The following is a 15,165-nucleotide window of genomic DNA, read 5'->3' as shown; positions in this document are numbered from 1 at the left end:
CTAACGTCCCCTTCCTTCATTTATTTTTCATTGTAAAATTTAGGATCAAGTACATCTCGCAACCAATCACCTAAGAAGATAATTCCTAATACTGTTACCGTGATTGCAATCCCCGGAAATGTTGCTAGCCACCATGAAGTAGCAAGATAATCCCTACCATCGTTTAACATCATGCCCCAAGATATATCAGGTGGTTGAATACCAATTCCTAAAAAGCTTAAAGAAGCTTCCAATATAATTGTAGTTGCAACATTTAACGTTGCGATAACGATAAATGTGGAGAAAACATTTGGAATTATATGTTTCATTAATATTAAATGTGTTTTTACTCCGATAGACTTTGCTGCTTTTACATAATCCCTTTCCCTGATACTCAGTACTTCTCCACGAATAATCCGTGCATATTGCACCCAAGTAGTAGCACCAATTACAAATATTAAAGTTAGAACACCAGGAGTAAAGACCGTTAATATCACAATTATGAACAATATATTTGGAATAGATAAAAATGAGTCGACCAAGCGCATAAGTATTTTATCGATTAACCCACCGTAATAACCTGCAATCAACCCAATTATTATCCCGATTATTCCAGCCACAAAGACCGAAAACAAACCTACTAATAACGAGATTCTTGTTCCATAAATGATTCTACTTAGGACATCTCTGCCAAGATTATCTGTACCCAGTATATGTTCTGCACTTCCATCCTCATTCCAAATTGGCGGCGTTAATATCTTAGATGTATAGGTTTGAGTAGGGTCATGTGGAGATAATAAGGGAGCAAGTATAGCTGTCATAATAATGCAAAATACTATGATTAACCCTAGTGTTCCTGTTTTACTCTTATAGAGTTGATATAACCATCTCTTATAAGATTTTACGTTAGGATTGCTTAATTCTCCTTTAACCTCAGTTTGAGTGTTTGATGAAAGCAAAATAGTCACTCCCTTGAATACTTAATTGTTGGATCAATAACTCTATAAATAATGTCTGCTAAGAGGTTCATGATAATAACTAAAAATGCAACCACAAACACCGCTGCCTGCACAATTGCCATATCCCTTTGATACACTGCCTGAACTAATAGCTGCCCTAGCCCCGGCCAGGCAAAAACCGTTTCCGTAATAAGGGCACCACCAATTACTGTTGACGTTTGCAAAGCCAAGATGGTTATCACGGGATTAAGGCCATTTTTCAGTGCATGTTTATAAATAACAACATATTTCTTAAGTCCTTTACTTTTTGCAGTTCTAATGTAATCTTGGCTTAAAATTTCAATCATCTTAGACCTCAGCAATCTAGTCATCTCCGATGCCATTCCTGTCCCCATGGTAATAGCCGGAAGTACGATATGAGCAAATGATCCCCTTCCTGATACCGGGAAGATTTGATATGTAACAGAGAAAAACAAAATCAACATGATACCAAGCCAGAAATTAGGCATCGCTTTCCCAAGTACTGAACCACCAGTTATAAAAATATCTATAATTGAATTACGTTTCGTAGCTGACCAGATTCCCAATGGAATGGAAATAAATATAGCCACTAGTAAGGAGTAAAACGCCAATTCAAAAGTTGCTGGTAATCGTTCTAAAACAATTGGAAGAGCCCCTGCATTATATCTCCATGACTCACCAAAGCTCCCCTGCAGGAGGTCACTGAGGTACCTAAAATATTGCACAATGAAAGGATCATTTAAACCTAAAGCTGTTCTTAATGCATCAATATCCTGTTGTGTTGCACCATCTGGCAACATTAAAGCTACAGGGTCACCAGCAATAAATACTAACACAAAAACAACTGATGATACTATAAAGAGGACTAATACTATTTCAAATACCTTTTTTAATAAAAAACCCTTCATAAATGATTTCACCACCAATGTATGTTAAAAAATGGAGTAGAAAGGTAGAAAGACAACAGCTATACAAAATCAACCAGAGTGTTATTTAGAATCTACCTTCCTATCTTTCTTATAACTAGACTTTACTTTTTATCAATTTCATTAAATCTTATTTCATCATTCATAAAAGGAGTTAGAGAAACTGAATTGTTAACACCATAATTAGCCGCTTCTGAATATAGCGTTATTTGTGGTCTTTCCTCAGCTATAATCTCTTGAATTCTATGATATTGTTTTGCACGTTTTTCCGGATCCATATTAGAACCAGCAGCCTCAAACAGTTCATCTACTTCTTCGTTCTTATAATCCATTAAACGAACTGCATTATCCGAGTGAAAATGGTTTAGTGAATAAGAGGCATCCATCATTGGATCACCTAACCCAACAAGCAATATTTCTTCATTTTCAGCAGAGGAATAGACATTAGAGAAACTACTAGACTCCATCAATTGCAAATCAACTGTAAATCCTACTTCTGTTAACATATTGGCAATCATCTCAGCAACTTCACTATCCATTAAATATCTTCCTTGTGGTGCTTGTAAGGTTAGTGTTAGTTCATCTTCAGAGTATGCAGACTCTTCTAAAAGCTGCTTCGCACGACCCGGGTCATATACTGAAGTATTTTGTAAATCAGGATTTGCACCAAATGACGCATCTATAACACGTGTCCTAAGCGGGGTTCCAGATCCTTGTAATATTTCATCTACCAATACTTCCTTATCAATAGCCAAATCGATTGCTTCACGAACCTTTGGATCACTTGTAATATAATCTTCTCCTAAACGAAGAATTAAGGTCATCACTCTGGAAGTATTGGAGTTCACAATACTCAAATCTTCATTATCATTGACTCTATCCCATTCACTTGGAGGTACATTCATGATAATATCTACGCCACCAGTTAATAACTCAGATACTCTAGTAGAATCCTCAGGAATGGAGCGAATGACAACTTCATCCCAAGTTACTACTCCTTCAAAATAGTCTTCATTTGCCTCCAAAATAACACGGTCATCTTTTATCCAATCTACATATTTATACGGTCCAGAACCTACTGGATTTTTTTGAAACTCTTCCATTCCAACTTCATCAATATAATTTTTTGGTAAGATGTCACTACCGCTTTTTGATAGTAAAGTCAGTAATGTTGGTGATGGTCCATTTGTAATTATTTCGAACTCATAGTCATCAATTACATTGACACTATCAATTACTGGACCAAAATAAACATTTTCCGATACTTGATCATCACTTGCTACCCTATTAAGAGTAAATGCTACATCCTCAGCTGTTAGTGGATCCCCGTTATGAAAAGTTACTCCTTCTTTTAGTTTAAAGTTCCATGTATCGTCGCTTACCATTTCATATTCCTCAACTAATTCAGGAACTATTTTCATTGTTTCTGGATTTTCTCTTTTAAACAAACGATTAAACATGTTTCTTAAAATCACATCAGATGGTGTATGCCTATTGTTGGCGGTATCAAAAGATAATAAGTCTGCACCTTGTGCTATCGTTAATCTATTATCATCTTTTGTGGTCTCCCCCTCTGCCTTACCATCATCAGCACTACTACAGCCAAACAGCATTAACACTAAAAGTATTAATAAAAAGGATATCTTTCTCATTCATATTCCCTCCTTGAATCTCCCGTTATTTTTGTTAAAGATTGAAATTATTATTAAGTATTTAAAAAGTCATTAATCACTGATGCTGTAAGCTTAATCCCATCAATATAATCTCTGATATAAATATTTTCGTTTGGACCATGAAAATTGGAATTCACATTTCCAACCCCAACTAATATAGCTGGTATGTTATCATCCTTACATAGTTTATATATAGAACTGGAACCTGCAAGAACCGGCAATACCTTTGGAGGTTTCCCATAAATTTCTTCGATATTGTTCATAACTATTTGTGCTAACTCCGTATCCGGATCGGTTTTGAACGGTTGGATTCCCGTTAATAACTCCACTTCAATATCTTCAAATCCATGTTTATCTAAGTGTTTTCGCAATAACCGTGTGATTTCATTCGGTTCCTGGTTGTGTACTAAACGAAAGTCAATTTTTGCAAATGCCTCTGATGGCAACACCGTTTTCGTTCCTTCCCCAGTATATCCCGCTTGGATGCCGCAAATTGTACCGGTTGGCTTAAAATAATACTTTTCCTTCAAGTCGGTCCCTTCTAAATTTAATAAGAAGCTGTCTAATCCCAGACCGGCTAATTTTCCATTCTCGTCTAATTGCATTTCTTCGATAAGTTTCAAATCAGTTTCACTTGGTTTCTTTACTTGGTCGTAAAAACCGTCAATTAGAATTTCTTCCTGTTCATTTTTAATCGTATTTAATGCCCATATTAATCTCCATACAGGGTTTTCAACTATTGCCGCTTCAGAGGAATGAATATCTGTTTTGGCACCTTTTGCTTTCAATTCTACATAGCAAGTCCCCTTTACTCCTAAAGCTACTTGCATCGTACCATCATCTTCTCTAACTCCTCCACCTTCCCATATGAAACCATCCGTTTTAATTTTTTCGGGATATTTTTCTTTAAATTCTTCTATATTTGGACTACCGATTTCTTCTTCCCCTTCAAATATAAACTTAATATTACCTGGTAATTCCCCTTTAACTTGCTGATACGCATGTACTGCACAAATCCTAGACAATAGACTGCCCTTATTATCAGCTACACCTCTAGCAATCATTTTTCCATCTTTAATGACTGCCGAAAAAGGGTCATCATCCCATTGGTCAATTGGGTCTTCTGGTTGAACATCATAGTGATTATAAAATGATAATGTTTTAGAATTTGGCTTTTTTAATTCACCATAAACAACTGGATATCCCTTCGTTTCAATTATCTCAATGTTGGAATTGGTTATCTCTAGAAATTCCTTGACTAATCGAACCGTTTCCTCCATCCCTCGATTTTGCGTTGATACACTTGGCTGCTGGCATAATTTCTGAAGCCATTCAACATACATTTCCTGATTTTCCTCAATATATTGAAAAACTTTTTCCATTAGTATTTATCCCCTCTCATTCTTTTACATTCCAATGTGAATTGTTTAATAGTAACCATTTGTCGCTAAGCATTTGCGTATCTAGTGGGAGATAAAAAATCTACCGAAAAAGGAGATTCAATGTCTAAAGCAAAATTGGCTGCAATTTCCCCCATAACTGGTGACATCTTAAAACCATGGCCTGAAAAACCACATAGTATTATTGTATTGTCTTTCCCTGGCATTTTACCTACTATTGGATGTTTGTCCTCTGTATACCCCTCCATAAATGCATTGACTCTTACAGGATCTGGATGAAGACCTGAAAAATAATCTTGAACCGCATTTCTAATAGGTAACACGTCTTCAATCGGTATATTCTTATCAAATAATTCTGGTTTATCTACGTTAGCAAGAGTAGTATTATTGGAAATCCTCACCATATTACCATCTATTACTGGTGCACCTGTAATTACTTCATTTCTACTCCTTCTAGCAAACACAGGGAAATTTTCGGGTTCAAATTGGAAAACATCTTTAGGTGCAAACCACGCCATTATTAATCGGCGAATTTTTATTACATCATTAAATTCTGGAACAATATTTTTTACCCAAGGTCCTGTAGTTATGATTACCTTTCCTACTCTATACTCATTATCATTTGTAGTAATCGTTACACCCGTACCATCATAGGCTATGTTAGTTACTTTAGTATAGCTAAATACTTTTGCACCTAAGTTTTCAGCTAGATTAACAGCAGAAATTACTGATAGTTCTGGTCTAAGGAAGCCAGCGTTTTTATCCAGAACCATTTTTTCTCCAGTCAACAGGCGATGCTGTGGATAACGCTCTTTAGCATCCTCTTCGTTTAAAACTTCATGTTCTAGGTTATATTTATCTATACTTTCCATCAAAGCTTTCATTGGACCTAGATTGCTATCTCCTATCATTAAACCACCATTAATCGTTAATAATTCTTGGTTACTTTCTTTTTCCAGCATTCGCCATTGACGATAAGACTCCTTCAGAATTGGAACGTATTCATGTCCTTCTAAGTAAGCAGTTCTAAAAATCCTTGATCCCCCTCCAACTGCAGAACGATCATGACCAATCCCAAACTGTTCAAAACCTAAGACTGAAACACCTTTGCGGACTAGATGCCAAACCGCCATACTTCCCATCGTTCCAACTCCAATTACAGCAACATCTGCATCCATAAAATCCCTCCTAACAAAAATTATATTAATTAAAATAATTACCTGATTGATGACATTTACCTAATATTAATTTAAATAAAAATGTTTAAAGATACATCTTTTTATATATAAATCTAATAGTTAGATTTCATTATAGCTGAGTAGTTTTATTCGAAAATATATTTAGGATAAAATGTATTATTATATAATTTTAAATAGATTATTAATTATATCCTTATATAACCAGCCACAAAAACTGTATACTTCATGCTGTTCCCTTCTTCCGGTATGTAAACGGGTAGTATTCATGTTTATAACGGCACTATTATCCTATAAAAACGAATATTCTTAAGAGTGATAGTACTCGAGTTCTATAACTGGTTGTTTTTGTCGAGTAATTGTGTTGTATGTTCAACAAGTTGTTAATGATGTGTAATATGAGTAAGTTACATGTTTATTTGGATGTAATTCCTGTTGATGATTGACCGTTTTATGATTTGTTTAGTACTTCCATAGTAGACTGCGATGTAGGCCCTTTCTTTCCTGGGCTTTGTCGGGATTGGCGTTTGATCGTAGGTTAAATCGTAAGATGTAATTTAGATTATCATTTTCAGAATGATTTAAATCCCAGTAATTTTCTTGTATTGCCTCACTGCTTTTAATGCTTGTTCCATTGAGTCTAGGACATGTTTTCTTATCGTAAGTTCGGCTTTTTTTTTATCCTTTTTTATAATGAAATCGAGTATAACTTCATGTTCATCGGATGACTTTTTCGTGTCAGTAATATGGATATATGCCAGTCGTCGATATCTGGTGATCCGATCATTGAGTTGTCTGAGGATTTTGGTGACCGTGTTGTTCTTGCTTATGCTGTATAAAAAGTTGTGAAATTCACTACCAAAGAAATTGACTTCCTCTACATCCTCGATTCGTGATGTCATTTTCACCATCCGGACCAGGTAGGATAAATGCTTGATTTCCTCTTCATTAATGTTATCGATTGCCTCGGAAATTATTATAGACTCTAGGTGGCTCCTAACGGTGAAAAGTTCTCGAACTTCCTTTTCAGATATTGCCGTGACACGTAACCTACCATTAGAAGCACGAATTACCAACTCTTCTAATTCGAGTCGCTTCAAAGCCTCCCTTAATGGGGTCCGACTTACTTCCAAGTCACTCGTTAATTCATCCTCGACAATTGGTTGACCCGGGGTAAATTCACATTTAATAATTTTATCTTTCAGCTCATTATAAGCAATATCTGCCACTGACCGCCTTGATTGTTTACTCGTTGGCATGTTCTTATCACCCCTGTTTGTATATTATAATAATTGTATACAATTATTATAACAACAAAAATTCGAAAAGTAAATAAAAATTTGTTAAGAGCAGAAATCATATAAGTTTTCATCCGGAAAAGGAACGCAAACGCTATGATAGAGTTAACGTATTATGGCAGGCTGATTTGTCACTATAATGGACCCAAGATTTTAGATACGAAAAAAGGAGATGTTAAGGTAGTATATGAAACGAAAAAGATATACACCCGAATTCAAATCACAAATCGTTGAACAAACACCACGTGTGCTGCCCAAAAGCGCGCTTGGAGAAGCAATCAAATACTGTCGTAACCAATGGGAGCGACTGAGTGGATTTTTACAGGATGGACGTTTGGAGATAGATAACAACCGTGCTGAGCGCTCGATTAAACCTTTCGTGATCGGCAGAAAGAATTGGCTCTTTAGCAACACCGCAAAGGAAGCAGAGTCCAGTGCGATGACTTATAGTATTGTGGAGACAGCTGATTATTTCACAAGAATAAGTCCATGGATTCACAAGAAGAGATCCTCTAATATTCAATAGGAGTCCATTAATTCTCAATTGAAGTCCACTTATGACAATAATGATTTATTTTACTGGAGTATAGCAATTTTTAACCACAGCTTTAGCTGCTTGCCCTTTACCATTGTGCCAATTCTTAGTGACCGCTGGAAGGGGTGGGGGCCCATAGCCATCAAGTTAAGCACAATATTTGGTATATAAGCCAATTTTTTCTTATGATCCTCTTAAGAGATAAAAAACCTGAGAGGAGCATTTTGATGTCTACCAAAGTAAATGTAGAAAACGAATTCGAACTGTTTGCTCGGGAGATGGAGCGTAAACTATCTAGTGAGCAAATTCGTCAATTGGCAAAAGAAGTGGATTTCATGCAAAGGAGTACAAAGTTGAAACCAGAATATTTTTGTCAACTGTGTTCTATTTTGGGTGAATCGTTTGGGAATAAGAGTCTCACTCAGCTTTGTGCGCAGCTTTGTTCATATTTTAATTTAGAAATTTCAGCAGAAGGGTTAAATCAGCGCTTCAATGAGGAATCAGTAGAATTCATGAGACGAATCTTCCAATCTTTATGGTTGAATCAGGTATCCGGATCCCTCCCTTTTGTGGAAAGGCATCTGTTTAAGCGGATTCGAATTTTGGATTCCTCCTCATTTGATTTGCCTTCCGATTATACAGGATACGATGGGCCAAATGGTACGGGAGTGAAGATTCAACTTGAGTATGAATTATATGAAGGAGTGTTCCGTCACCTTCAGATACAAAACGGAAAAGAAAGTGACATTAGCTATGCAAAAAGCATTCAAGATGATATTCAACCAGGAGATTTATGCTTACGTGATTTAGGCTATTTTTCTCAAGATAATTTATTGGCCATTGACAAAAAAGGCGGTTATTACGTTTCTAGAATAAGGAATCAAACGAACCTTTATCAAAAAAACGATGATGGACAATGGCAAAAGATAAATGTAACCAAAATGATGGAACCATTACAACCGGGAGAGGTAATCGAGTTAACCCAGGTACGAGTTGGTGCGAAAACCAAGGATCCACTTTTGGCACGGATAGTTGTTACAAAACTAACCGAAGAACAAAAAGAAAAGCGGCAGGAGCATTTAAACCAAAAAAAGAAGAGAAGGAAAAAATCCCTCTCTGCTCAGAAAAATATATCTGTAAATATATTTGCCACCAATATACCACAGGAACAGGTGAAAAAGGAAGAAATATACCCACTTTATTCCTTAAGGTGGCAAATTGAAATTCTTTTTAAGACATGGAAATCATTATTCGAGATACAAAAAGTAAAGAAAATGAAAAAAGAACGTTTCGAATGCCATTTATACGGCACACTCATCCAACTGCTTATATGTTCAACCGTAGCCTTCCAGTGTCGTAGGATGCTTTATCAGCAGTACCATATGGAGGTAAGTGAATACAAATCTATTGATATCGCAAAGGAGAGCCTGACTGTATCACAGCAAGGAATGATCGACAAGGGCAGGAGTCTTGTCGAGGTGCTCAAACGAATATACAAAAGTATACGCATGAACGGAAGGAAGTGTCATAAAAAACAAAAGAAAACCGTGTTTGACATTCTTCATATTGCATATAAACAAAGTATATCCCCTACAGCATAAAGTTATGAAACTAAAACCTTGCAAATATTTCTAAAACTAAGCCCTTTTTATAGGGCTTAGTTTGGCATGCGTTATTTTAGAGACACACTATGAAGCTTGTACGGAAAGCTGCAAAAGAAGGGTCTTTGCACGGTTTCATTTTTATTAACTTGATGGCTATGGGGTGGGGGCCCCGCCAGCGGAACTTAGAATGGATTGTCCGTGGTACGCTATTGATGCGGAAGGAGCCTTAAAGGCTTGCTTTTTCCATCCGTCATAAATTCACCGCCACGGACACAAACAATGGTCAAGGGTGGTGGCGACGTTGCTCCATTCCTATGCTGAAACAATGGGCTTATTTTATTTCAGCTGTTAAATGGACTTGAATCATGAAACAGCGGACTCCATGTGTATATTCAATTTTAGTTCAGATAAACCTAATTGGAAAAACCAATGGACTCGATATGGATATTGGTGGATCTGTTTATGTGAAATAATCAGACAGCCAAAGAAAATGGATTGAACCCATTTAACTATCTTAGCTACTTATTTGAGGAGCTTCCCAATATGGATACAACAGATGCAAATAAAATAGATCAACTTCTTCCTTGGTCCCAGACACTCCCAGAAGGATGTCGCGTCCAACATAAATCTAAATAAAGCATCATGAAATCCCCATCTGAAGGTGGGATTATTTTACGCTACAAGATGCAATAGATCACACGGCTTTCCTCAAATATTATTAATTTAATACACTTTATTACGTTAACGCATTAACGTAGCGGGGGCTGACCCCAAAACCATGCAAATAGCTTGGAAAGATGGCAAGCGTGGTATTATTCTTTGTCTTTTTCAGTGCATTTCTAAATAAATAATCACTGTTCTTATCCTAAAGCAATTTCTTGGTAAGTGTATCAATCTTATTGCAGGCGACAGTAATACTTGTTGCGGGAACATTTTTACGAAACATTGGGCAAATCTCATCGATTCCATTGGTTTCATTCGAAAAAATTCAGGAAGTGACAGCACCCAAACATTGTTTATACCGCCTTAAATTGTCTAAAGTTTGAGTATGATTGATCGCCGACCAAAAACTTTAATATGGATTTTCTTCTGTGAAAGGCTGCATCCACTATAGGATTTTGAATTATTAATATTAGATCAAATAACTTTTTCAAAAGCTTTATAAGTACCGTTAGTTTTTGATGTATATTTTCAAGTTGATTATTATGATTGATACAACTATCGTAAAACTCTGCTAAGTTCATGTTCGCATTTTCACTTCCGTGTACATAAAGGCAAGATGTCTTATATTCATCTTTAATTATATCTAGATTAATAACTAATTTATTTGCTTCTATTAACTCCTTTGTCTTTTCCATTATATCGGAATTAGTTATAGTATCAGTTGAATTAATATTATTAATAATTCGAAGTGCTTGTTCAATTATTGATCTCAAATTAAAATAATAGTATCTTGTTTCACCCTTTTTTATAGAGCTAATTAAATACATAATATCCGAGATTAATGCCTGATATCTGAAATCCCCATCCGATTGCCTAACTAAATATTTTAGAAAGACAAGCTTTTTTAGTACAAACCTTAAATTGTTTCTTTCTAATTCGTCGAGTATGTTAAATTCAACTTCTATGAAACTATTAATCTCAGACTTTATAGAATCCAATTCTTTAAAAGTAAAATCAACTGTCAGCATCTTTGATTCCATCCATCCACTTACTAAAGTCATTATTTGTTGTTATACTTTCTTTATTTTTAGCTGAAAGCTCCAGGTATCCATTTACAAAATCCAACAGTTTCTTTCTTGAAATTTCATATTCCTTACTGTCCATTTCGTAAATATCTCTAGTAGTTCTAGCTAATATCAATGTTCTTGACTTGATAATGTATATTCTATAAGTAAGATTATAAATAGTCTTCAAGAAAGCTACTATATCCTTATTTCTAGGGAAAATAGTTGTGTTTAAGATAAGTTCGGAGTTGATACCTATTAATTTATACTTTGCAACATTTTTGGATTTAAGCTCACTTCTATAATAATTTAGTCTGGTACTCATACTATATTATCTCCTTGTTGAATTCTATCTAATAGTTCTGCACAAATGTCTGCAAGGTCGGTTCTGGATTTTTTATACCTAGTTGGGATTGGACCTTGTTTTCCTATTTGAATATCCTTCACATTACTAGTATAACCAGTAAATATATATATTTGTTGAACTTCTTCCTTTGATTCAAAGTTAGATTTCATTTCCTGCTGTTTAAGAGTCAATTCATCATCAAGTATAGTATAAATTAAGCCTAAACATTCCAAATCTATATCTTCCTCTCCCGTTAAATTATTTATAGCTTTCTGAAGAGATGAGATACCTATGATTGAATATCGATCAATTCGATTTGGGACAAGATAATAATCAGATGCCATTAACGCACTATCAGTATAGATTGTTAGGGTGGGGGGACAATCAATAATAATCAAATCATAAATTTCCCTAAGACTATTATCTTTAATAAACCTTTTCAACCTTTTCACATGTGTATAATCGCTTGATTTATTTGCTAAGACCAAATTCAAATCTCCACAAACAATATGTAAGTTATCTGATAGCTCAACAATCATTTCATCAGGAAAAGGAGATTTATATTGTTGAGAAAATTGAACTTGAGGCTTGAATAATTTATTGATAGTTTTTTCGTTAGGCAAGATATCTTCAAAATAATCACCATCAAAGTAACTATCTAATAAAGCTTGCGTAGCATTAAATTGAGGATCTGCATCTATTAATAAGACTTTTAGATTTGATTCCTCCCTGTAATGTGTTAGGAAATCAGCAATCCCAACACTTAAAGTTGTTTTACCAACTCCCCCTTTCATATTAATAAAAGATATTATTTTACCATTTTTTTCATTATCGCTTGGTAATTCTATATGTCCGTTCATAATTAATCGCTCCAATTCTTGTTATACTTTCACTTTAAAAAATGCTAGTTGTTAACGGCGGGGAAGCTAGTACTGTCAAGAAAAGGCATGGTAACCGTCACTTCAGCATAACCTTTATTTAGGTTCATGAATAATCTTCCATCAAATGATGTCTTGTCCCTACGTTCCTCCTGCAATGAACAATTTCTACCAATAAAGCCCTAGTTGAAGGCGCATACAATTTCTGAGACTGAAATATTATTGGCCTATTTAAATTTGCAGTGTTTTGGTTAGTGGTAAGCAAGCCTTCCGGTCCCATTACCTCATCCCATAATACCCCACATACCACTCCGCAAATTTCCTCAATCCATCCTCAATCGAAGTCTCCGGCTTAAATCCAACAGCCTTCTGCAGCAAATCAGTCGAAGCATAAGTTGCAGGAACATCCCCCGGCTTAATAGGCTCATAAACCTTGTTAAACTCCACGTTCTTTTCCAAAGCACTACTCAAAGCTTTTTCCAATGCTTGAATAAATACCATCAATTTCTCTGGGCTATTGTTCCCAACATTATACACCTTATGGGGAACACTCTCTACAGGTGGTAACCCGATAAGTCGTACAATCCCCTCAACAATATCATCTATATAAGTGAAATCACGATATAGATCATTATCAAAATCGCCATTATTAAATATCTTAATCGGCTCACCAGCAAAATACTTATCCGTAAATCCAAAGTACGCCATATCTGGTCTGCCCATTGGACCGTAAACAGTAAAGAAACTTAGTCCTGTTGCTGGGATCTTATATAAATGGCTATAGGTGTGTGCCATCAACTCATTTGACTTCTTAGTAGAGGCATAAAAAGACACCGGATTGTCCACAAAATCGGATTCTTCAAAGGGAACCTTCTTATTTGCTCCATAGACAGAACTTGATAAAGCATAAACCAGGTGATCTACCGGGTTATATCTGCAAGCCTCAAGAATATTATAAAACCCAATGATATTGCTTTGAATATAAACATCCGGATTCTCAATCGAATAGCGCACTCCGGCTTGTGCAGCCAGATTTACCACAACATTTGGCTTGTATTCTTCAAAGGTTTTAGTAACCATCTCCTTATTAGAAATATCACCTTTGATAAAAGTAAAATTCTCATAAGGTTTTAGTTGTTCCAAGCGAGTATATTTAAGGTTTACATCATAGTAATCATTGATATTATCAATATCCACAACTGTGCAGCCCTGTTGAAGGAGTCTTTTAGATAAGTAATAACCAATAAAACCTGATGCTCCTGTAATGAGGTATACTTTACTGGGAGATCTACCGTCCTAATTTCCAAAGAATGCTCCTCAATTCCTACACAGGTTACTCGAAGGCCTATTTCGACTAAACATACACCTAGTATAAGGCTGCCCATCCCTCGACAAGATAAACTGTTTAACAAGACTCGGAAAGTGATAAGGAAATGCAAGTAGCCAAACTAAGGCATATTGGTATTAGTTATTCAATAAACCCTATTATCACATCACACACTGTGTTTATTTCCTCTTCACTTAAATATGGATGCATAGGTAATGACAATACTTTATCGCAAAGCTCATTAGTTATTACAAAGTCCCTCTCATCAAACTCCAAATACGAAAAGGCTTCCTGCTTATGCATTGGCTTAACATAATATATCATGCTAGGAATTCCATTCTCTTTCAGTTTCGTCTGTAAAATTTTACGCTGTTCTTTATTCTTAAGCTTGATGGTGTACTGGGCAAAACTTGAATAGTAACCCTCCGGTATAAATGGAATTTCTACAATTCCAGCTAATCTTTCATTATATAATTGGTATACACGGTTTACGTCTTCTAATTCATGTTCAATAAATGCCCTTAATTTAACTTTTAATATTGCAGCCTGGATAGTATCAAGTCTTGAATTAACTCCAATTCTTACATTGTCATATTTATTAATTCCCTTACCATGAACCCTAAAAGATTTAATTAACTCCGCTATACGGTCGTCATTTGTAAAAATGGCACCCCCATCTCCGTAGCATCCTAGAGGTTTAGCAGGGAAGAAAGAAGTAGTCGCTACATCGCCGAAGCTACATGCACTCTTACCATTAATATTACCCCCAAAACCCTGTGCACTATCTTCTAACACGAATAAATCATATTTTTTTGCAATTCTATTAATTTCAAAATAATTTGATGGAAGACCAAACAGATCTACAGGAATAATAACCTTAGGAGTTAATTTTCCCTCTTCAATTGTTTTTATAATTGTCGTTTCTAATTTAACCGTATCAATATTAAATGTTTCCCTGTCTACATCAACAAAAACAGGCGTCGCGCCTTTTAATGAAACAACTTCACCTGTTGAAAAGAATGTAAAATCAGGTATAAATACCGCATCTCCTTCTTTAATATCCCACGCCATCATAGCCAAAGTCATCGCTTCTGTCCCGTTAGCACAAGTAACACAGTATTTTGCCCCAACAAATTCCGATAACTCTTTTTCAAGCTCAATTACTTCTTTTCCACCAATAAAATTTGCATTAGTAATTACTTCCTGTATTGCCGTATCAATTTCCAGTTTATGTTTTTTATATTGTGCTTTTAAATCTCTAAACTGCACTGTTATCCCCCTTCTCATTGAAGTCTC

Annotated in this window: 12 protein-coding genes and 2 pseudogenes; 3 read left to right on the top strand and 11 right to left on the bottom strand. The window is 35.5% G+C overall.

The genetic code is table 11. The annotated features are described in order from the left end of the window. Positions 1–20: 20 nt before the first annotated feature. The 6 genes from CZ382_RS17860 to CZ382_RS17835 all read right to left on the bottom strand — a co-directional run bounded on the left by CZ382_RS17860 (position 21) and on the right by CZ382_RS17835 (position 7,413). Positions 21–941: an ABC transporter permease gene (locus CZ382_RS17860; RefSeq protein ID WP_407701330.1), complete on the bottom strand. Its 921-nt coding sequence runs from the start codon at positions 939–941 to the stop codon at positions 21–23. Between the two features lie 2 nt (positions 942–943). Further along, positions 944–1,867 (bottom strand): ABC transporter permease, encoded by a 924-nt coding sequence (locus CZ382_RS17855; protein WP_088052534.1) that lies wholly within the window; start codon positions 1,865–1,867, stop codon positions 944–946. A 122-nt stretch (positions 1,868–1,989) separates the two neighbouring features. Next, the gene (locus CZ382_RS17850) at positions 1,990–3,537 is read right to left on the bottom strand and encodes an ABC transporter substrate-binding protein (RefSeq protein ID WP_088052533.1); all 1,548 of its coding nucleotides are present in this window, start codon (positions 3,535–3,537) and stop codon (positions 1,990–1,992) included. Between the two features lie 53 nt (positions 3,538–3,590). Then, positions 3,591–4,940 carry a M20/M25/M40 family metallo-hydrolase gene (locus CZ382_RS17845; RefSeq protein WP_088052532.1) on the bottom strand — a complete coding sequence of 450 codons (1,350 nt, stop codon included), beginning with the start codon at positions 4,938–4,940 and terminating at the stop codon, positions 3,591–3,593. 65 nt (positions 4,941–5,005) lie between these two features. Then, positions 5,006–6,136: an N-methyl-L-tryptophan oxidase gene (solA, locus tag CZ382_RS17840; protein WP_088052531.1), complete on the bottom strand. Its 1,131-nt coding sequence runs from the start codon at positions 6,134–6,136 to the stop codon at positions 5,006–5,008. A 599-nt stretch (positions 6,137–6,735) separates the two neighbouring features. Next, a complete protein-coding gene (locus CZ382_RS17835) occupies positions 6,736–7,413 on the bottom strand; it encodes a GntR family transcriptional regulator (protein WP_088052530.1) in 678 nt (225 codons plus the stop codon). A 247-nt stretch (positions 7,414–7,660) separates the two neighbouring features. Here CZ382_RS17835 and CZ382_RS17830 point away from each other — a divergent pair. From CZ382_RS17830 to CZ382_RS17820, 3 genes and pseudogenes are all read left to right on the top strand, one after another. Then, a pseudogene (locus tag CZ382_RS17830) lies at positions 7,661–7,918 on the top strand (IS66 family transposase); the annotation flags it as partial. A gap of 296 nt (positions 7,919–8,214) precedes the next feature. Continuing rightward, a complete protein-coding gene (locus CZ382_RS17825; RefSeq protein ID WP_159457808.1) occupies positions 8,215–9,588 on the top strand; it encodes an IS4 family transposase in 1,374 nt (457 codons plus the stop codon). A 477-nt stretch (positions 9,589–10,065) separates the two neighbouring features. Continuing rightward, positions 10,066–10,227, top strand: a pseudogene (locus tag CZ382_RS17820) (transposase domain-containing protein); the annotation flags it as partial. Between the two features lie 380 nt (positions 10,228–10,607). Here the strand turns inward: CZ382_RS17820 and CZ382_RS17815 are convergent. The 5 genes from CZ382_RS17815 to CZ382_RS17795 all read right to left on the bottom strand — a co-directional run bounded on the left by CZ382_RS17815 (position 10,608) and on the right by CZ382_RS17795 (position 15,138). Further along, positions 10,608–11,282 (bottom strand): hypothetical protein, encoded by a 675-nt coding sequence (locus CZ382_RS17815; protein ID WP_088052527.1) that lies wholly within the window; start codon positions 11,280–11,282, stop codon positions 10,608–10,610. After that, a complete protein-coding gene (locus CZ382_RS17810; RefSeq protein ID WP_088052526.1) occupies positions 11,269–11,643 on the bottom strand; it encodes a hypothetical protein in 375 nt (124 codons plus the stop codon). Before CZ382_RS17810 ends, CZ382_RS17815 begins: the two co-directional genes overlap by 14 nt. Next, complete coding sequence (locus CZ382_RS17805) at positions 11,640–12,524, bottom strand: ParA family protein (RefSeq protein WP_088052525.1); 885 nt, start codon at positions 12,522–12,524, stop codon at positions 11,640–11,642. Before CZ382_RS17805 ends, CZ382_RS17810 begins: the two co-directional genes overlap by 4 nt. Positions 12,525–12,821: 297 nt before the next feature. Next, complete coding sequence (locus CZ382_RS17800) at positions 12,822–13,808, bottom strand: GDP-mannose 4,6-dehydratase (protein ID WP_088052524.1); 987 nt, start codon at positions 13,806–13,808, stop codon at positions 12,822–12,824. 202 nt (positions 13,809–14,010) lie between these two features. Further along, entirely contained in the window at positions 14,011–15,138 is a 1,128-nt protein-coding gene (locus CZ382_RS17795) for a DegT/DnrJ/EryC1/StrS family aminotransferase (RefSeq protein WP_088052523.1), read from the bottom strand. Positions 15,139–15,165: the final 27 nt, after the last annotated feature.

The organism is Virgibacillus dakarensis, from assembly GCF_900155625.1.
Taxonomy (GTDB): domain Bacteria; phylum Bacillota; class Bacilli; order Bacillales; family Amphibacillaceae; genus Lentibacillus_C; species Lentibacillus_C populi.
This window is presented reverse-complemented; position numbering and strand designations above follow the sequence as displayed.

What these genes read in the sequence shown, in the direction of transcription:
- CZ382_RS17805 (WP_088052525.1), bottom strand. Translation starts at nt 12,524, where the DNA reads ATGAACGGACATATAGAATTACCAAGCGATAATGAAAAAAATGGTAAA.
- CZ382_RS17835 (WP_088052530.1), bottom strand. Translation starts at nt 7,413, where the DNA reads ATGCCAACGAGTAAACAATCAAGGCGGTCAGTGGCAGATATTGCTTAT.
- CZ382_RS17815 (WP_088052527.1), bottom strand. Translation starts at nt 11,282, where the DNA reads ATGCTGACAGTTGATTTTACTTTTAAAGAATTGGATTCTATAAAGTCT.
- CZ382_RS17810 (WP_088052526.1), bottom strand. Translation starts at nt 11,643, where the DNA reads ATGAGTACCAGACTAAATTATTATAGAAGTGAGCTTAAATCCAAAAAT.
- solA (WP_088052531.1), bottom strand. Translation starts at nt 6,136, where the DNA reads ATGGATGCAGATGTTGCTGTAATTGGAGTTGGAACGATGGGAAGTATG.
- CZ382_RS17825 (WP_159457808.1), top strand. Translation starts at nt 8,215, where the DNA reads ATGTCTACCAAAGTAAATGTAGAAAACGAATTCGAACTGTTTGCTCGG.
- CZ382_RS17845 (WP_088052532.1), bottom strand. Translation starts at nt 4,940, where the DNA reads ATGGAAAAAGTTTTTCAATATATTGAGGAAAATCAGGAAATGTATGTT.
- CZ382_RS17850 (WP_088052533.1), bottom strand. Translation starts at nt 3,537, where the DNA reads ATGAGAAAGATATCCTTTTTATTAATACTTTTAGTGTTAATGCTGTTT.
- CZ382_RS17855 (WP_088052534.1), bottom strand. Translation starts at nt 1,867, where the DNA reads ATGAAGGGTTTTTTATTAAAAAAGGTATTTGAAATAGTATTAGTCCTC.